This window comes from Desulfovibrio sp. SGI.102 (genome assembly GCF_050314315.1).
Taxonomy (GTDB): Bacteria; Desulfobacterota; Desulfovibrionia; order Desulfovibrionales; family Desulfovibrionaceae; genus Desulfovibrio.
Map to the genome: position 1 here is coordinate 46,601 of NZ_JBNPNC010000004.1, position 19,326 is coordinate 65,926.

The 19,326-nt window shown below is 57.2% G+C and carries 12 protein-coding genes; 7 read left to right on the forward strand and 5 right to left on the reverse strand.

The window, feature by feature from the left end:
• Positions 1 to 203 precede the first annotated feature (203 nt).
• The 4 genes from ACQRCJ_RS02000 to ACQRCJ_RS02015 all read right to left on the reverse strand — a co-directional run bounded on the left by ACQRCJ_RS02000 (position 204) and on the right by ACQRCJ_RS02015 (position 8,173).
• Positions 204 to 4,544: a hypothetical protein gene (locus ACQRCJ_RS02000; RefSeq protein WP_427799258.1), complete on the reverse strand. Its 4,341-nt coding sequence runs from the start codon at positions 4,542 to 4,544 to the stop codon at positions 204 to 206.
• 181 nt (positions 4,545 to 4,725) lie between these two features.
• Positions 4,726 to 5,016, reverse strand: coding sequence for a hypothetical protein (locus tag ACQRCJ_RS02005; protein WP_303934057.1), 291 nt, complete (start codon positions 5,014 to 5,016; stop codon positions 4,726 to 4,728).
• 50 nt (positions 5,017 to 5,066) lie between these two features.
• On the reverse strand, positions 5,067 to 6,458 hold the full coding sequence (locus ACQRCJ_RS02010) for an SNF2-related protein (protein WP_427799259.1): 1,392 nt from the start codon (positions 6,456 to 6,458) through the stop codon (positions 5,067 to 5,069).
• Between the two features lie 11 nt (positions 6,459 to 6,469).
• Positions 6,470 to 8,173 (reverse strand): hypothetical protein, encoded by a 1,704-nt coding sequence (locus tag ACQRCJ_RS02015; RefSeq protein WP_427799260.1) that lies wholly within the window; start codon positions 8,171 to 8,173, stop codon positions 6,470 to 6,472.
• A 216-nt stretch (positions 8,174 to 8,389) separates the two neighbouring features.
• On the opposite strand from ACQRCJ_RS02015, the gene ACQRCJ_RS02020 reads away from it, so the two are divergent.
• Genes ACQRCJ_RS02020 through ACQRCJ_RS02030 form a run of 3 tightly spaced genes read left to right on the forward strand, consistent with a single transcriptional unit; the run spans position 8,390 to position 11,611 of the window.
• Entirely contained in the window at positions 8,390 to 10,468 is a 2,079-nt protein-coding gene (locus ACQRCJ_RS02020) for an SNF2-related protein (protein ID WP_427799261.1), read from the forward strand.
• A 1-nt stretch (position 10,469) separates the two neighbouring features.
• Positions 10,470 to 11,297, forward strand: a complete 828-nt coding sequence (locus tag ACQRCJ_RS02025; protein ID WP_168936530.1) for a RecB family exonuclease — start codon at positions 10,470 to 10,472, stop codon at positions 11,295 to 11,297.
• A gap of 2 nt (positions 11,298 to 11,299) precedes the next feature.
• Positions 11,300 to 11,611: a hypothetical protein gene (locus ACQRCJ_RS02030; protein WP_168936529.1), complete on the forward strand. Its 312-nt coding sequence runs from the start codon at positions 11,300 to 11,302 to the stop codon at positions 11,609 to 11,611.
• Positions 11,612 to 11,908: 297 nt separating this feature from the next.
• Here the strand turns inward: ACQRCJ_RS02030 and ACQRCJ_RS02035 are convergent, their stop codons facing one another.
• A complete protein-coding gene (locus tag ACQRCJ_RS02035; protein WP_427799262.1) occupies positions 11,909 to 13,081 on the reverse strand; it encodes a hypothetical protein in 1,173 nt (390 codons plus the stop codon).
• A gap of 318 nt (positions 13,082 to 13,399) precedes the next feature.
• Between ACQRCJ_RS02035 and ACQRCJ_RS02040 the strand changes: the two genes are divergently transcribed.
• The 4 genes from ACQRCJ_RS02040 (at position 13,400) to ACQRCJ_RS02055 (ending at position 19,261) form a co-directional block, all read left to right on the forward strand.
• A complete protein-coding gene (locus tag ACQRCJ_RS02040; RefSeq protein ID WP_168936213.1) occupies positions 13,400 to 14,347 on the forward strand; it encodes a hypothetical protein in 948 nt (315 codons plus the stop codon).
• A gap of 27 nt (positions 14,348 to 14,374) precedes the next feature.
• A complete protein-coding gene (locus ACQRCJ_RS02045) occupies positions 14,375 to 14,623 on the forward strand; it encodes an HU family DNA-binding protein (RefSeq protein WP_168936212.1) in 249 nt (82 codons plus the stop codon).
• Between the two features lie 113 nt (positions 14,624 to 14,736).
• The gene (locus ACQRCJ_RS02050) at positions 14,737 to 15,702 is read left to right on the forward strand and encodes a PD-(D/E)XK nuclease family protein (RefSeq protein ID WP_427799263.1); all 966 of its coding nucleotides are present in this window, start codon (positions 14,737 to 14,739) and stop codon (positions 15,700 to 15,702) included.
• Positions 15,644 to 19,261, forward strand: a complete 3,618-nt coding sequence (locus ACQRCJ_RS02055) for a CHC2 zinc finger domain-containing protein (protein WP_427799264.1) — start codon at positions 15,644 to 15,646, stop codon at positions 19,259 to 19,261. Before ACQRCJ_RS02050 ends, ACQRCJ_RS02055 begins: the two co-directional genes overlap by 59 nt.
• Positions 19,262 to 19,326: the final 65 nt, after the last annotated feature.

The window sequence follows — 19,326 nt, forward strand, 5'->3', positions numbered from 1 at the left end:
TAGTCTAAGAAAAAAAGTACCCTGACCGTAAGATCAGGGTACTATCCAAAGGCCGAAACTTCGGCTACAGGGGAGAAAAAGGCAGGCCGTGAGGAAAGGACTTCCGACCACGACGGCCATTGTTCCAGACACGCGGCGCCGTGACGCATAGCGCAGGACGCGTAGAGCAGACCGTCACGCGAAGCCGTTCTGTGAAAGAACCGTCAACCGATGTCCACGTAGTCCGTCATTTTGAGTTTCCCGGCATAGTAGGCTTTCCATGCGGTATCCACATCGGGAAAACGGTGTACCTTGGCATTCCCCTGTGGCTTCCCGACATTCTCCGTGACTTTGTACAGGCCGATGATGGGCTCGCGTGTTGGAGCCTGCAGCAGGTCACCGGCTTTTTTATCCGTGAACAGCTGCCTGGAAGGGAACATCCTCTTCGCTTCCTCGATGGCTTCGTCGGAAACAGGCAGATGGATCTGCATGGCGTCGCCGTCGTAGTCGGCGTTGAGGCCTTTTTCCCAGATGGAGTTCACACGCAGGTTCTTCCCTGAACGCAGCAGGGGTTTGGCGGCCATGATGCCGTGCCGCCAGAGCGTCGGGGCGCGGTTCACGATGACGGGACGCTTGTCCATGTCCTCCTTGAGGGCCTTGACGGCCGCCGGGCTTTTCTCTTCGATGGCCTCCCTGGCCTGCAGAGGGGTATAGCCGATCTGGGCGAGCCTGCGCATGACGAACGGGCTGTACATGCGCCAGGCGGTCTCTTCCGGCAGGCCGATCTCGTCAAGGCCGAGTGTCGTATCCGGGGAGATGGTGGCACGACCGGTAAGGTTCATTTTCCCGTAAATGACCTTGTGCTGGAAGTAGCCTCCCTTGGGAGTATCCCCGGCGATAAAGTCCAGGGCCCCCTTCACGCTGCGGCCACGAAGCTGCGGATCGCCAGGCGCGACAAGACCTGCCAATTCACGCATGCGAGTGTTGAGGGCAGTGCGATTTTCCTCGATATCCTTCTGCCCGAAGGCGCCGGAAGCCTTCATGCTCCGGAAGCTGTTGTTCTGCAGGATGAGATCACGGTACAGGAAATCCGCGTCATTGGTCATCATATCGCCTGTGGCCCCCACAGTGATCGGGCGCATGACAGGTGGCGTCACCGGGACAACGCTCATGATGTAGGCGTCGCCGGGCTTCATGTCCATGTCTCTGAGGGCACGCAGGTATTTGACCCGCTTTACGGCCTTGTCCAAGTCCGCCTTGCCGAGTTTACCTTCATAGACGGCATCTTCAGACTCCTTGAGCTCCTTCGTGACGTCGATCCTGTTCAGGGCGTCACGTATGGCCGTCCCACCCTGTTTGACAATCATTTCCTGAAGATCGTTCCGCCCCATGCGCAGCAAGGATCGGACGGCATCCGTGAAGACAGGGTTCACGACCGGCTCGACGAGCTTGATATGTGCCCAGCGCGTCCCCTGGATACCGCCGGTGATGGTCGGGTCGAACAGGCCTCCGGCTTCCGGGCGCAACGCTTTGGCACTCAGCATGAGGCCATTCCGCAGCTCTCCGGAGCTGAGCTTCAATACGTCCTTGTCCGTCAGGGGAGCTGCCACGAGCTCGTTGTCCTTGCGCGTCACGTTGATCCCGGCCTGCTTGAGGATGGCGATGAAGCGTGTGAACGTCTTCTTTTCATCAGGCATCGTCGGATGAAGACCGCTTTGGAACTGCTTCCAGAAGTCAAGGTTGCGCGCACCGCGCAGTACCGTCCCCTCACGCAGCAGCGAGCGGGCGTTGTGGGCGATGAGGGCATTCACTTCCATGCCGCCGAGAGCTTTCGGACCCGTGATACCGTTGCCCGAGGGCGCGTCATCCTGGTCGTAGCCACCGTCGATGCCGCGCGCCGCGAAGTTCGTGTCCGTTGTCTTGAACAGTTTGTGGCAGTGCTGGACGCCGACGAAGACACCGGGGATCTTTTTGCCAGTGACGGGATCGGTAAGCGTCTCCGTATCGCTGACGTTGTGCTTCTTCAGCTCGTCCTTGACGAACTTCACATAGTCCGGCTTGCTGTAATTCTCGATCTCGTAGACCTTGCCTGTCTTTTTCGCCACCTTGCCGAGCGCGCTTTCCAGGATCTGGGCCGGATTGATGCGTGAGATGACGCCGGCGGACGTGAAGATGCCGTCCAGGACGTTGCCATCTTCATCGCGCGGCATCTGGTCATCAGGCAGGATCTTGGCACAGACGCCCTTGTTGCCGTAGCTGCCGGCGATCTTGTCGCCAAGTTGCAGCGGCTTCTCGATGCGCAGCACGACGGTCTTCACGGACGGAGTGGACGCGACGGCAACGACTGTCGCCTGGTAATGCTGGTCGTATACCTCGGCCCGGTCACGATACGGGTGCCTCAGGCTTTTGTGCAGCATGCCCAGCACCTGGTTCACCTTGCTGCCGCTGTTGTCCTCCATGGCCAGGATGATGGGGTCACCCTCCTCGAGCACAGCACCCTTCTTCGCCAGCCCTTCGTCATCCAGCTTGGCCAGCTGCGCGGCGCTGAATGTCGTCGGGAAGGCCGTGCGGTATTTATCCTTGCCCATGACGATGTTGCGGCTGACCACAAGCGTGATCTTGTCCGAATGCACGGACGTCATTTTCTTCGCCGCGGATTCCGACAGGACCACACCATCCTCATGGTTGAGCCCATGGAACGGCATATAGGCGATACGCAGGTTGCGCCCCATAGTCAGTTCCCCGTCCTTGCTGAACCCGCTCCCACCCAGGGGCTGCCCTGTCTTAACGCTTTCTCCGGGCTTCACCGTGATGTCGTTGTGGAGGAAGGTCTTGGTCGCCAGGGCGAGGTTGTTCTCATAGTCGACAGCGTGCATCTTCCCCCGGGCATCCTTGATGTAGACGTACTCGTCGTCGATCTTCTCGACGGTACCGTCCACGGGAGATGTCGGCAGTGTCCAGCTCCCCAGGGCGTCCACGGTGCTTTTGTACTTTGAAGCATCCCCAAGCACGGCCTTCACCAGGCGCTTCTCAGGTTCCTTGAGCGGAAGGGCCTGCTGGATGTGCTTGTCGCCCATGAGCAGGCGGTTGCCCTGGTTGGCAGGCATGAACGGCAGGGTGTTGGTGGTCACCGTGGCCAGGTCGTGCGGCGAGGCGATCTGGTAGTCGAGACGGCTCCTTGGGACATGCACGAGCTTGCCCCGGTAGATGGCGGCCATGTCGTCTGTAGGCTTCCGCTCGCCCTTGTTGTAAACGGGATCCGGGAAACCAAGGTAGCTATCGTACAGATCGATGGAGCGTTTGGTCGTGCGCTCTCCCGTACGGCAGTCGACGACCTCCTTGTAAAACTCGTTGTCGCTGCCTTTGAGCGCTCCAAACGTGCAATGTGCATCGATACCTACCTTGAAGCTCTCCGGCGCCGCTATGGGGTCAATAAGGCCCATATAGGAGTAGTTCACGGCACGTGTCCCGAAAGGCACGGCACGGTCCGACGAAATGGCGCCCTCCCCGAGGCGGGTGATGATGGACGCCGTATCGACGAACTCCATGGGATTGATCTGCGACGGCATGCGTGAAAGTGACGAGCCGGTGATGAAACGGCGCAGCGGGCGCGTGAAGGTGTCCGGGGCAAGGGCTTTGCCGAGAGCGTCATCGCTGATCTTGCCGTCAGTGAGGCGCAGCTTGTCCAGACGCTGCCGGAGCTTCGTGGTGATTTCGGACGACTTGTCGATGGTCTCGGCCAAAAGATCCTCGACGGTGTAGATCTTCTGGAACTCCAGCATGTCGCGCTCGTCGATGTCCTCAGTGCCTTTGTAGACCGCCAGGATCTTCTTCATGGCCTCAAGGATGGACATGGGCCCCACGGACGAGAAAGGTTTGCCGAGAGTGATCGCCGTCGTTTCCGGATCGATCGCGGTGCCGTTGAAGTAGGTGCGTATGGCACTGTCCTTCTCTTCAGCCGAGACGAGCTCCCCAGGGCCGTCCTTGCGGTAGCGTACAAGCTTGTCATACAGCGTCGTGCGGGCCCTGTTGAGCTGGCTGTCCGTGAGCTGGCCAAGGTTCTTCTCCGCGAGTTCCTTGCCCAGGGCGTTGAGGATGTCCTGTCCACCGGCGCCAAGGATCTTGAGCACGGCCACCGCGAGCAGCGTGGCATTCAGGATGTCGATCTTGAAGATGCCCGTGTCCGGGTCCATGATGAGCTTGAAGTTCGCCCCCTTTGCCAGGTTGAACGAGGACTCGATCTCGTCGTTGCCGCGCTTGCGTGTGTAGACGCCGGACTTGGTGCGCATCTGGCTCACAACAGCATACTCGTTGCCGTCCAGCATCAGCGTGTACCGGTTGGTATAGTACGGTATGTTGCAGATCCGCTTGTTGATGAGCCTGCCCACCGTGCGGCCGGAGGAGTTCTCCACGATGTCGATATCGGCGTAGACGCCGTCCGTCGCATTGTGCCTGGAAAGCAGGAGCTCCGACTGCTTGCCGTGAGAGAGCTCGCTGAACTTCACGGTCGCATTTACGAGCTTTGCCGTGAAGTTCCTTCCTGCCACGGGAAACTTTTTCCGCACGGCCTCCAGGACTTTTTCATGGATGGCCTGACGGATGTTTGATGGCTTCGTGATAATCCTGCGTATATTCGTGGATGGGGTCATCTGCGTATATCTCTGTGGAGAGAGTTGCTTGTCTTGTTATATAATCAACAAGGGAACCGTCTATGGAATTATGAATGGAAACATCTGGAGAGTCGTCTTACTTTTTTGTGACGCTTTCCGGGATGATGGCATACCTTGAGACGACATGGTAGAATCCTTCCTTGTCGAAGGTGCCCTGCATGTCGAGCACGGCAAGGTCTCCCGGGTTTTTGAGGTAGTTCTGGCAGCGGAAGGATTTCGTCAGGATGGACTCATATTCCAGCCGCGTGGCCTCGTCGTTGAGGCAGCCCAGAAAAAAACGGAACTCGGTCTCCTCGGGATACGGCAGCGACCGTTTGTCCCTGCGCCGCTGGCCCAGGAGAGGTTCGACACCGTCCTCTTCGTTCATAAGGTCTCTGACCGCTTTGGTTTCGATCCCCATATCTCCATACCTCCGTATTAGTGCTTTGTGGCCAGGAGGCCACGCATCTCATCTGTGATACCCTGTTTCTTCTCAGCCAGCTCGGCAAGATAATCGTCGATAGCTGTATCACGGCGCAGGCCGAAGAGCTTTTGGGCCCACGTCTTCGGGAACTTTGCCCGATACTCCTCGATGAGCAGCTTCCTCTGCTCGGGAGGCAGAGACTCATGGGACTTGTACCGGGCCCCACGTCCTTCGACCTGGCGTATCTTCGCCAGATTGAAGTGGGGCTCCAGGACCTGCAGGAGCCGCGTATTCTTGAGGTCGAGACCTTCACTGCCGGAGCTGCTCACCAAAAGGACTTTGGGGTCCTTGCTTGGAGTGTTGTAGTCATCGATAATGCGCTTCTTTTCCTTGGCGGAAAGTCCGCCAGTAAAGAGGTAGGGTGAGATGCCGCGACGTTTAAGCATCTGGGCGTAGGGAGTAAGTCCGGCATCGATGTAATTGGAATACGTCATGCCGCGGAAGCCGGGTGTCCTCCTGGCGGCAGCTACCATATTGTTCGCAGCCATACGAAGTTTCGGACTGTTGTACGGATCGCCGTTCACGTCGTGATGCATGACGGAGTCGCTGGCCTGGCGAATGCCGGTAGCGAACACGTTGAGGTTCGTTGATTCCTGCAGGGACATGGGCAGGTTGTTCCGGACCTTTCCTCTCAGATGCAGCGGGAGCTTCTGCTCCAGGTATCTGTAGAGTTTCATCTGCTCCGGCGACATATCCACATTGACGACACGGTGGGATATACTTGGGAAATCGGCGGAATCTTTCGGCGTCTCGTACAGATCGACATATCTTCTGAGGGTGTCGCCCAGCTTCTTCTTGTTCTTGAGGCGCCATCGTACTTCGTCGACGTAAGCACGGTTGAATTCGGTGTTTGTCTTGGGAGCATGCACTCTTTTATCGATCAGGTTCACCAGACGGAGCATGTCCGCAGGGTGGTTGTAGCTGGCCGTACCGGTGAGCATCAGGACTTTGCCTGATTTGTCGAGTAGCGGACGCAGCTCCCGGGACATTTTTGTCCCGGCATTCCTGAGCCGGTGGGCTTCGTCCAGAACGACCATGTCATAGCGGTTGTTCTGAAGCTCGTCGGCCCGGCGTACCGCCCGTTCATAACTCATGACGTCCAAGGTCCCGTTCAGGCGTATGCTGTGCTTGTCACGTTCTTTTTGGACGTTGGTAACGAGGGATGCCGGTGTGATCATCAGCCCGCGGCTGTTTTTGTCCTTAAGAGCCTTGGCAAGCGCCGCCAGAGCGGTCGCCGTTTTTCCAGAGCCCGTAGAATGGTATGCAATGAGGCCGTGGGGGGCATCATTGGCCATCAGCCTGTTGACGACACGCTGCTGATGCGGTTGGAGTCTGAGTTCAGACATAGAGTCTCCTGTCATATCTGTGCGCCGCCCTGCGGCTGCTGCTGGTCACGCATCATCTCAAGCTGCTTGCTCACAAGCGCCCACATCACATAGTCCTCGTTCTGCAGCTGGGCGAGGACCGAACGCCGCTGTTCGTACGGTATGGACAGCATCTGCATGGCCTGCTGCTGGGCCGCGGCTATCATCTTCTGCTGATTGTACTGTGACGGGAAGCCAGTGGCCTGTTCCTGCTCCTGGGCCCGTGCCTGGTTCGCGATGTCCTGCTCCCGCTGCTGGATTTCCTTTTCCACTTCGCGCTGGGACTCGTGGTCGTCGAGCTGCTCCTGCTTCAGACGGTCGCGTTCCTTGTCCGGCTCCAGATTGAGGGCTTCCTGCAGTGTCGAGCGGGAAACGATGCCCTGGGCCTGCATGAGGATCTGCTTGTTCATCATGTCGTCGGCCAGACGGAACGGCACAAGCTTCACCGCGCAGTAGGCGCGCTTGGTATGCGCGTTGATACAGTTCACCGTCCAGTTGATGAACGCGGTCAGCTGCTCAATGTAGGGTGTAAGCTGGTTTTCCAGGATGCGCAGGCCAACGGCGCTGTTCTGGATGTTGGTGTCTCCCATGATGAGCCCGGGCGGGATGTCCAGTGCCAGGGACATCTCCATGCGGGCATCCTTGATCTCCTCTGTCGGCGTGAGCGCCCTGCCCTGCGAACCGATGTTGGTGAAGCCCGTAGGGTACGGCGCCGTCATCACGTAGTTCGGGTCCATGCGCCAGCGCTCGATGGCCGTGGTGATCTCTCTTTGCCAGCGGTCGATGGACGACATGATGCACGGGTCCGTGGAGCCGCTGCTCTGCGGGAAGAGGATGGTCTTGGGAGTGATGTGCTCCATGCCGATGGCTTCCGCGGCCCGGCGGAGCACAGCGATGTACATGTAGTTCTTGAGCGCTGGCATCAGGGGTGGGATGCCCCAGCCGCTGGCGAAACCGGCAAGCCCGGATGTCTTCGCATGATAGAAATTGCCGCCCATCTCGATATTGCGTCCGGCCAGCGCGGCGTCGATGAATATCTTGGGTGTGTCGCACAAGACGGTGATGTCGCCACGCTGGCAGGCTTTGACGAATTTTTGCGGCAGTGCGTAATAGTACTTCGTCTCGCCGGTGATGGGGTTCTGGTTGAGTTCTATCTGCTTCGGGTCCCAGCGGACGATGCGGATCTTTTCAAGGTCGAAGGTCGCCGTGTCCTCCACCTTCGGGACAACGAACACCTGACAGTTCGGGCACTTGTGCTCGATCTGCTTTTTCCTGACGCGCACGTTGGCTTTTTCGATGGCGATCTTCTGGCCGCACCGGGGGCAGGCGAGCATGCGCTTGAACGGGAAGTATATGGTTCTGAACACGTTCCCGTATACATAGTAGTCGCTGCCGAACTCGAGCAGTGCCGATTTCATCTTCAGGGTCGTGAGCAGTTCGCGGGTCTTTTCCCGGATCGACTCGGCATCATTGGTGAACGAGAAGTCGGTGATCGGGTAATTTATGAGCTTCCTGACGCCGTTGGAGATGGTCGGCATGCTTTGGTGCACGACCTCGCACCACTTGAAAAGCTCCTTGATGTCCTTGGGGAGCATCTCGGAGAGGTAATCGAAATGGGGGTTGTTGTATAAGCGTGTGTACCGCGAATTGAGGACGGTGGCCTGCCCGGCGATGGGGGATATGATTGGTATGGACATGCTGGAGCTCCGGCGACTTTCCCCAAATATTGGGCACCGGGCCCCGGCCAGTTCACGGATCAGTCCATGACATGCCGTACGGAAAGCGGCCGCCGTGCCGCATGCCGAAAAGCGGCCTGCCCTTGTTATAAGAAAACGATACGACGCCATCCATGTGCCTGAACGTCATGCGCATGGATGGCAATTTGTTTTCCGACAAACAGACAGGAGCCGGCCATGCCGAACATCATGCATTACGATCAGGAAAAGGACCGGTTGTGGTTCGATCACAACAAATCAAACATGTGTACGCCGTTCTCCAGGGGGAGGAACGGCGCTTCATTCACACTGTCCTGCAGCGCCAGGTACCCGGTGTCGCTTATAGGGTACCGCAGGTTTATGGCACTCTACCCGGACGGTGAGCTGTCCCCGGAAGCCTGCGAGGTCATCGACGCGGCCGGGGCGGTGCCTGACGCCATAAAAGAGGAACGGTATGTGAGGAGGTTCGATGGCCTCTTCCGCGTGCCCCCGTTCCAGCACCAGCGCGAGGTCATCGAAATGATGATGTATTATCCGAAGCTGGCCATCCTGCTGGAGCAGGGGCTCGGCAAGACCTTCATCAGCATCAACGCCCTGGCCATGCTGCGCGAGTTGAACGGGCCGGAGAAGACCATCGTTATCTGCCCGCACATCGTGTTCCAGAGCTGGATCGACGAAGTGGAAAAATACTCGAGCCTTCGCATCGCCCCTTACCTCGGCGGGCCTGAGCAACGGCGCGCCCAGCGTGAAACCATAGCGAAAGGAGAGTGGGACATCCTCCTGACCACGTTCGACATGCTCACTGACAGGAGGGCATCGCCGAAAAAACGGGCCTGCGGCATGAGCAACGACGAGCTGTGGGAGGCATGGTGGATGCTGGGGGACAAGCGGGATTTCTACCTGGAGAGCTGGCGCAAGGACGACCTGCTCGATAGCAGGGAGGAAGCCGCGCTGCGTGGTGACGCGACGAAAGCCGCCAAGCTCAAGATTCTGGCGAAGATCCCCCAAAATGCGTTCCCGCGCTCTGTCGTCCGTGAAGCCCGGGATGCCGCCAGCAACGAGATGTTCTTCAAAAGGCTGGGCTTCGACAACATCATCATCGACGAGGCCAGTCGCTGCCTCAACCCGGAATCCCTGCGCAGTCAGGCCATCGACACTCTGGCGGCACGCGCCGGGCGCGTCTACCTGCTGTCCGGCACGCTCTGTGTCGGACGTCCCACGGACTTCTTCATGCCCATGCACATCCTCGATCCGGCCATGCTCGGCATGAAGTTCGACAGGTTCAAGCAGCTGTTCTGTGTCTTCTCGGCACATAATCCGCACATGATCACCGGGTACAAAAACCTGGATATCCTCAAGCTCTACATCCAGCCGCACATCATCGAGCGGTCGAGGAGCGAATGCATCGACCTTCCCAAAAGAACCATCGTCAGACGGTATTACACGCCGTCCGACGCCGCCATCGATGTCCTGGAGCGTATCCGTACGAACGACACCATCAGGATAGGGGGGAAGGTTCTCGGCGTGGAGCAGCCTGTCGTAAAAATAGCCCGGGCGATGCAGGTGCTGAATGGTTTCCTGTACGTCGGCGAAGACAATGATGCGTGCAATTCATGCGGGCACGTCGTTTCCTGCGTCTCGGAAGGTGTCCATCCGGGAGGAAAAGGTTGCACGAAGCAGGTTGCCAGAAGAACGGACAGGGAAGTCCATGTATTCAAGGAGAATCCCAAGCTGGCGCTCCTTGAGGAAGACCTGTCAGATTCGAGGTCTGAGGAGAAGATCATCATCTGGGCCTGGTATCGTCAGGACATCAAGGTCATAGCCGAAATGCTGACAAAAAAAGGCATAGGGTTCGTGACCCCGGAAACAAAGGACTGCACGCGCAAGTTCAATACTGACAACAGCATACGCGTGTTCCTTGGACAAACCGTACAGGGTATCGGTATCACGCTGAATGCCGCGACGTGCACCATTTATTACTCTCACGGCATGTCGCTTGAGCCCAGACTGCAAAGTATGGACAGAAACTATCGTATCGGACAGACGAAGCCTGTCATCGTGAAAGACTATGTCGCAAAGGGGACCGTCGAGGAGAACGTCGTCGAGCTGCTGGAACACAAGAAAGATGTAAAGGAATTCATGCAAAAGGACATCCGCTGTCCAACATGTGAACATTGCATGCTGTGCCTGAAGGAAGGGATAGAATACCTGAAAAAAGGCTGTGTCCATTTCGGGGAAAGGAAGAACGCCGAGACGAAGAAAGGAGTGTGGCTGTAATATGAAGTACGAACTTCCTCGCGGGTACCTTTCCGCGAGCTCCATCGGCATGTTGCAGACATGCCCGAAGCAGTTCGAGTTCCGGTATGTGAAGAATATCGTCATTCCTCCGGGAAAAGCTCTTGTCCTCGGGTCATCCGTCCACAAGGTGTTCGAGACGTACTATTCCGATGCCATGTCGAGTTCATCAAGGCTCACGCCGTCACAGGTGGCCGAACTGACCGGAGACGTATTCGAAGAGTGGCTGGACGGGAATGAAAACACACTTACCGACGCTGACAAAAAGGAAGCACATGCCATCCTGCCCGGCATGACGTCCCTGTATGTGGAGAATGTGGGCAGACACATAAAACCGCTGGCAGTCGAACAGGAAGTGCGGTTCGAGACCAGCGACGGTGTCCCCCTGCTCGCGTACATCGACCTTCGGCACGAGAAGTTCGATGCGGGGACGGGAGAGGCCGGCGAAGGCATCGCGGACTACAAGGTGACCAGCAAGCGCTGGGATGCAGGGCGGCTGCGCAACTCCTTGCAGTTTAACCTCTACTCCCTTATGACGGGGATCGGGGATATCGAGATCCATAATCTGCTCAAGGAATCCGGCAGGGCCATGAAGCGCCCGAGCACGGATCCCGGCATTACCGACTACGCCACCAATCTGCGTGTGCTCAGGCACCATTTCGACGGGAGCCAGGCGGGCCACTTCGAACAGCTGGTAGAATCAGCGGCACGTTTGATCACTACCGGTGTGTTCGTACCGTGCGACCCGACATCCTGGGCGTGTACGCCCGAGTGGTGCGGTTATTGGGGGCTGTGTCGTGGCAGGAGGTAACCATGGAAAAAAGCCGGAAATGCGACCGGTGCGGGGTCGACCTGGCCCGTGTGGAGTCAGTCCGGTTCGGGGCTGGAGAGCTGTGCTTCCCCTGCGCTGAAAAGATGGAGGACGAGCCGGGAAAGTGCCCCGTATGCGGGACTGTTTTCAATGCTGACGACGCTGTGGCCATGCTCATGACGCGGGCGACGGCCACGCCGCAGGAACGGCTTGCGGCGCATTCGGCGTTGATACAGGTATGCCCGAAGTGTCATGTGCTGTTCTTCGACAACTTCCAGTACGGCTTGCTGGAAGGACTGAAAAGAGACAGCTAAACACACAGATTAAGAATAAGGCCTGCATGGATACCAACCATGCAGGCCTTTATTGTTTTTGCCCTACCTATCTTCCTCGTCTGCCAAACAAATTCCGGAGTCCACGGCAACGCGGACAGTGGTCTATATAATGTCTCCTTTCCGAGCATATTGACGGACGAAGTCCTTGAACCATTCGGCTATGCCATCCTTCATGATGTGCCCCAGCCGGAATACGACATAGGATAGCACACTTTTGCGCGGAATGGTAGTTCCGGATACCTGTATCTTGCACGAATGCCATTTCCCTATATTTGTCTAGTATTCCTCAAGTCCGCACAAATTGAAGTACCCCCTGAGTTTCGAGATCGCCGAGGTGTGTATCTGCGATATGCGGCTCGGGGCGCATCCCTTTCCTTCCGCTTTGCGCAATTTCGCGATGTCCTTGTAGACCGTCTCCTTGTTCCCGAACAGTCCGTTGTGCAGGACAAGTACACGTCGCTCGTCGTCGGTCAGGACGCCGGCTTCAGGGCTTATGGCATCTTCCAGGAATTCGACGAGCTGGATGTCATGCAGCAGCGCGTCGAAGTCAATGGTGTGAGAGTTGGCTTCGCGCTGTGTGTGGTAGGCGAGGCTGTCGTCGAACAGCGTCGCTGTGGCAGGCGTGTTCCCCAGCGCCGCATAACCGCTGTCCCGCATCTCCACATCTACGCTTTTGGGCTCGTCCCCGGCATCCGCAGTGCCGCTCTCGTCGTCAGCGACGGGATTTTCAATACCGGAAAGGCTGACAGTTTCATGAGCAGGAGTCCCGCCGCTGTTCTCAGTGACGGAACGTAGCATCTTGCGGCGTGCCGAAGGTATCGAGACAATGTTTGTTTCACGAAACGACTGTGCGATGGCGCCACGGAAATACCCCACGAGGTAGTTGGTGAATGAGAAGCCGATGCCCGGCTGGAATGCTTCTATGGCCTGCAGGATGCTTATCGCCATGTTTTGCGAGGCATCGTTGAACAGGTCAGCGGTCATGAAATAACTTTTCTTGATGGTGTACGGAATGAGGAAATACGTACGCAGGAAGATCTCGTCGCGCAGCCAGGCGCGTTTTTTCCTGTCAGTTTCCACGATATGATAGATATACAGCAGTCTGTCCACGGAAAGACCGTTGTATTCCGGATACCGGCAATGCCGTTCACGGATTTTTTTGTAGATGCTGACGGAGCTTACGGCATCTTTTGAGACTTCATAATCATTGAAATCGTCCGCATCATCACAGGTGTATCCTTCGTCAGTCCTCACATTCTCCGGACATTCGTCCAGTTCTTCGTATTCTTCTTCGTATCCTTCTTCGTATCCTTCTTCGTATCCTTCTTCGTATCCTTCACCATCCCCGCATGCGGAGGTATTCCCGTCATCCGGCATATAGCCATTTTCTTCAGAAAAAATGGCCGCTCTTTTCGTAATGCCAGATTCAGTGGCGTGTGTTTCCTGCATGTACCCTCCGTTTCAATCCACAGTCGCCCCGTCCGCTGACTGACTCCGCGGCCGACGAACAGGGGTCGTGCGGATCGGCCCTCCCTGAAGGGGGGAGGTCTCAAACCACAAAGGAATTTTTGATGAAAAGTATCACCGAATACCTGCAACATTAGCAAACTCAGGATTTAATTGCTACAGAAATAAACTTATATTCGAAAAAATATAAGTTTATTTAATGTTATAAGTGAGAGATGTGCGGTGAATGCGCGCCATCCTGAATATTTTAGAGAGTCGCGCCATTATTTAACAACAAACTTACTGAATGGAGAAACCACCATGTATGTACCCGCAACCGTGTCCGGACAGGATCAGGGCAAAGAACTTCTCGTCAAAGCGCAGCAGGGCCGCTTTTTGAAGAATGTGGACTACAGCGGCCTTGATATCCGGCAGGATGATGATGGTGACATTGCCGTCATCGACGGTCAGGAGATTCCGCTGCTGGACGTCGCCTTCAACATCAAGATCGTCCAGCCCGGCCATGTAACGGAAAACAAGGTCCTGAAGGACCATGTGGCTAAGATCCTGGTCATCTATGACGAGAATGACCCCACCCAGGAATCCACGGATCATCTCAACCTCGCCCCCATCACCATCGTCGGGACGTCCATGCGCAATTTCGGTAACTTCGACTCGGCATCGTCCGACAAGAAGCTGCTCTGCTACTCCAATGACGGCATCGTCCCGGCGGATCGCGTTGAAGTGCCGCTCAACCCCTGCTGCGCCGAGATCGTCATGGGAAAAAACGGGCCCCAGCGCAAGGTCGTGTGCCCGGAGGCCGTGTGGAAGGACGGCAACAAACCCTGCTGCCGCGAGGAAGTGACCGTGGCCTTCTTCGACATGGACCGCAAGATCCCCATCCTCATGCGCCTGCACGGCACGGCCATCGGCGCATGGAACGCCCTGCAGCGCAGTTACCGTACCGCCAAGAACGTCGCCCGTCTGAAGCGCAAGTCCATCGGTGACTACTTCATCGAACTGACCGTCGACTACAGCGGTACCTATGTGACTCCGGTGTTCACCCTCAAGGAAGGGACCGCTGAGACCGGCAAGTCCTCTGATTACACGCGGATCTGCAAGTACTACATGGAGAAGCTCTTCATGCGTGCGCCTGAGGAGACCCCGGCGGCTTCCTCCTCCGGTGCCGTTGTGACGCAGGCCCAGGAAGCCGTCGTCGCTTCCGCTGAAGAGGAGGACGCCTCCGAGCGTTCTTTCATGACCATCTAAATCCATAACCCATTGAGAGAAAAGACAATGACCAAAAAAGAACTTGTCGACAGACTGGCCGAGAGCTTCGATTTGACGAAGAAGGCGGCCGAGGGAGTCATCATCGCCGTTATCGAGGGCATTCATGAAGGCACGGCCCGGGACGGCATCAGCCGCATGGGCAAGCACATCTTCAAGCGGGTCACACGAAAGGCCCGTGTCTGCCGCAATCCGCGCACAGGTGAGGACGTGAACGTGCCCGAGAAGTCCTACGTGGTCTACCGAAAAGCCATCTAGGCGCAGGCCAGGTACTCTATCGAGGCCGCGTCCCCAGGGTATGAGGACGCGGCCTTTTTGACGAAACAACGGAAATCCCGGCGGGCTGAAGGAAGCCACTGAAGGAAGCCACAGTGCGAGACAAACTCTTGGGCGGGCTGTTCAGGCAGCTCGAAAAATATAAGGGCGCGTTGCCCGCGTCGTGGTCGCGCATGGCCATGCTCGAACGTTGCCCGCGACAGTGGGACCTGCGTTACCGAAAGGGCCTCAAGGAACAGGACATGCCCGCGGCCGGCATCACCGACCTGACGAACACTCGTGCGGGCAAAGCCATCCACTGGGTGCTCGAGAAGAGCGTCAGGAGCAGCGCCGATCTCGGACGGGACGGGCGATCCTGCTACGACGTTTTTTTCAACCATGTACATGAGGTGGAAGAGGACGCACGCGTGCTGGAGCGGCTGGACATGCTGCGCGAACCATCCCTTCAGGTGTTGCGGAGGGTCATGGCCTTCGCAGGAGCGTCCACGACGTTTCACACGGAAAAGAGGCTGCGCATCACCCGTTCGGGAAATGCCGTACCAAACTGCTCCTGGGCGGGCACGGGATGGAACGGCGTCGTCGATCTGGAGATAGAACGCCGGGATACACTGCTGATACTGGACTACAAATCCGAGGCGTACTCGGAAGAAAGGGAGAGGGCGACCAGGCTCCAGACCGGGATGTACGCGTACGCGGAGATGTTGCGGCGGCCGGAGCTCAGGGAGGTCGTGACAGGCTGCGCTTACCTGATGTCCAACGACATCAGGCTTGACGAGCCCTTCAGGAGAGAAGAGTTCCCTGTCCTGCGCCGGCAGGTCCACGGGCTGTTCTCAAGGTATCTGGACTTGCTGGAAAGCGGGACGGCGGAGCCGCGGCCGTCGCGATACTGCAAATATTGCGGGTTCGCGAAAGACTGTCCGGCGCTTGGAGAGACTGATGGCACGAAAAGCGACGAAGAAGACGAAGCAGGGAAAAGCACTCAAACCGGAGGACATAAAGCAGTTGTGGCGGAAGGTGACGCCCCAGGAATGGCTCACGCTTCTGCAGCGGATAAATCGTGACGGAAAATGGTCCATCAACGGACATACCATCAAGGGCTGCTGCCCGTACCATGACGACAAGACACCGAGCTTCTTCCTGAATTTCGACAAATGCATCGGGAAGTGCTTCGGATCCTGCGGCAAGGTCGTCACCGACCTCGTGCAGCTTGTGGCCAGGCTCCAGAAAAGCTCCTATGTGGCCGCCCTCACCTGGCTGAACACCGAGCTGAATATCCAGGAGATCATAGGGGACGGAGCCGACGACCTTGTCGAATACAATGCCCAGCAGGAAATGAAAAAGGATGCGGCTGAAGCCATGCGCAAGGTCATGCAGGAGTTCGTGCGTGACAAGCCGAGGCACCTTGACTACCTGCTCCCCGCCATGCGCTATCTCGTGCACGGCCGGAAGATCCCTCTGGACTGCCTGTACAGCCTGCCGCTGGGGATCTTCGCCAAGCCGGAGCATGTGAAGAAGTACATGAAGCAGGAAAACCATGCGCTGTACGACACCTACTTCGACAGGGTTTCCGGCCCGGCGTTCTATGGCGGCGTGTGTTTTCACTACAACAACGCTCCGGGGTGCATCTCAAGGTTCAAGATACGGAAGATGCAACTGGATGCTGAAGAAGTCTGCTCGAAATACGCGAAAGGTTCCGACATGCCGTATGACGTTGTCAGGAACCTTGCGGACAAGGCATTCGTCATCGTCGACGACCCGTTCATAGCGGAGCTCGGCGTGTTCGGCCTGCACCACTACAACCGGATGATAGGCTCGGCTGACGCCAACGCCTACATCACCGAAGGAGAGTTCGACGCCATAGCGGTGATGGCTTCACAGCTCAAGGAAGGCCGTGACGACTTCATGATCTTCGCCATCGGCGGGAATGGCAACAGCGGACTGTCCTTCCTGCGTGAGCTCGGCATACGCACACTCTGGTTCGTTCAGGACGCGCCGCACAAAAATGGCGATGACGTCGCCAAGCGTCTTCTCCTCAACAAAAAGAACTTCATAGGCGACTCCATCAACCGGCCGCTCGCTTACAAGATCTTCTGCTGGACGGCGGAGATGCTTGGCGGCGACCTCGATGAAGCCATACAGCTCATGGGGTACGACCGTGTGTTCAATTACCTGTACAACGAGCGGTCGTCTTTCTTCATCAACTCCTACAACTGGGTCTTGCGCAAATGCGACGCCGAGATAGCCGCCATGCGGCTGGACGTCGAGAACCAGTGCAAGGCCCTGGAAGATACCCTGGAGGACAGGAACAGAAAAGAGAACCTTGAGAACTCGCTGACCGCCGGCGTGGCGGCAACCGTCAAGAACTGGTTCGGCTGTGTTCACGAGCAGGTGGACAGGCTCACCTTCATCCAGAAGTACACGATGTCGGAAGGCATCGACTTCGAGAAGCTGCAGGAGGTGAACACGTCCATCTACGCCCTGGATACGGTGGACGGGGCCGTGGCCCGGCTCAGGGATGCCCTGCGCGAGCATATCGAAATCGTGTACTACGAATCCACGAAGACCGGGAGTCAGTTCACCCTCTGGTCCCGCACGGAGTTCGAGACAGCGTCCATCCCCATGAACGATTCCGGCATGGAACTCGTTCTCTCCCAGTATCTGGGAAAGGACGTGCTTGTCTGGGCCAAGCAGCTTCTCAACGGCAGCCCGCTGCTTCTCGGCAAGAGCTCGGGAGACGAGATAACCGACCAGAAGCGCATCCAGCAGAACATCCTCTTCCTGCTCCGGCGGACCATGCTCAGCATGGTGTCGGAGAGCAGGCAGATCAGCAAGCTGCGGATCGTCGGGCAGGGTATCCACTACGCGGACCTTCCCGGGGCCAAGGCGGACAGGCATGTCTACTTCGTCAACGGGACGCGGGTGTTCCGCGGGGAGTTCAACCCCTCGTCAGGGGCACCCATCGAATGGGAGTTCGTGAACAGCGCTGTGGACGGCAACCTGCTCTTCACGCTGCACCCCGGCAAGAAGTGGTCCGAGGTGGAGGACGTGGCCGAGCTCTACGCCGGTACGCAGGTGGACCTGCGCTCCCTCTTCGGACAGGTACGGGATATCCTGGATGGCTGGAAATTCGAGCATCATGACGTGATGCGCGATTACCTGGCGGCGTGGATACTCTCCCTGCCGATCCAGAGAGCCATGGGGATGGTGAACATCACCTTCCTGACCGGTGAGTCGACATCGGGCAAAACGAGCCTCGTACGCGGCCTTCTGGGCGGTTACGGCAGCTCCGGCTACGATGTCCCGTACATCGTGGAGTCCGCCAAGTACTCTTCCGACGCGACGGCGGCGTGGATCTACCAGGAAATGGACCAGACCGCCCTGCTCCTCAGTCTCGACGAGGCGGAGGCCAGGCAGGACAACGCGCACAGCTCGAGGGTGGCGGACATCCAGCAAATGATGTTCTCGATACCCACAGGCGGCGCACGCATGTCCAGAGGCGGCTCATCGGCGGACCAGCGGGCGGACTACTTCCTGCAGATGCCCGTCATCATGGCGGCCATCAACATGTCGTCAGACCCGGTGTTCCTGACCCGTGTGGTGGTCATCTACACGCAGAAGGACCTCCAGCGGCGGAACATCGGCGACTACATCGCCGACAGGTTCACGGACACCCAGATACAGCGCATCAGGACGGGGATAACCACAGGCATGCTCTCCCACCTTCCGGAACTCTGCCGGAGGATGCTCGACCTGCGTGGCAAGCTTTCCCGGGTCGAGACGTCCACGAAGGTGACGAGCCGGTATGTGAACTCGCTGCTGCCTGCGCTCGTGGTGTACGACTTCCTTGGGTTCGACGCCGTGAACATGTTCCGCTGCATGGTCGACAACAACCGGGCGCTTCTGGAAAGCCTGAACTACCAGGATTTCCAGTCCGAGATCCTCAACGCCGTACTCTATTCGGAGGGAGTGAAGACGATGCTGGACGACAATATCGCCGGCTTCTCTTCGCCCAAGGCTCTCATCATGAGCGGGGATTTCCACATCCTGAACAACTCCGGCTGTGGTGTGAAGATCCTTCCCGAAAAGAAATGGATAGTCATATTCTGGCGTGATGCCAAACAGACACTCCTTCGTACGACCGTCTACAGAAACATGTCGGAAGCCGCCTTGAGGGAATCCATCGCAAAGAATGTGTATGTCATCACGGATATCACACCTGATGACCACAAATATATCGTAGAAACATTAGGACGTGGAGACATAAAGCATTCCTCCGGGTATTCTGTCATAAACTCCGCATATCTTCTTACTGATGAGCAGCAAGAAAGAATGCTTTCCGGATTCTCTGGAGGAAATAATGGTGGAAATAATAGGGGAAATAATGGAGGAGCCGGAAACGATGCTAAAAAAGGAAATGGAAACGGTAGAGGGAAAGGAAATGATAATGGAAGCTTTGATTATGCCAGTCAGGAAATACCTGTTGATGCCTATGAAAGTACACCAGAATGTGACGTAAGCAATTCCATGTATGGTTCCCTAAATGGTTCCGGTAATGATGTCAGGAACACACGGATGCGGCCGGGAGCCGCGCCATCGGAGGACCTTCAGTTTTCCCTGTGACCATACGAAGCGCCCGGCGAAATCCGGGCGCTAAACTTTTGTCCACCGAAGGACAATTCTTGCGA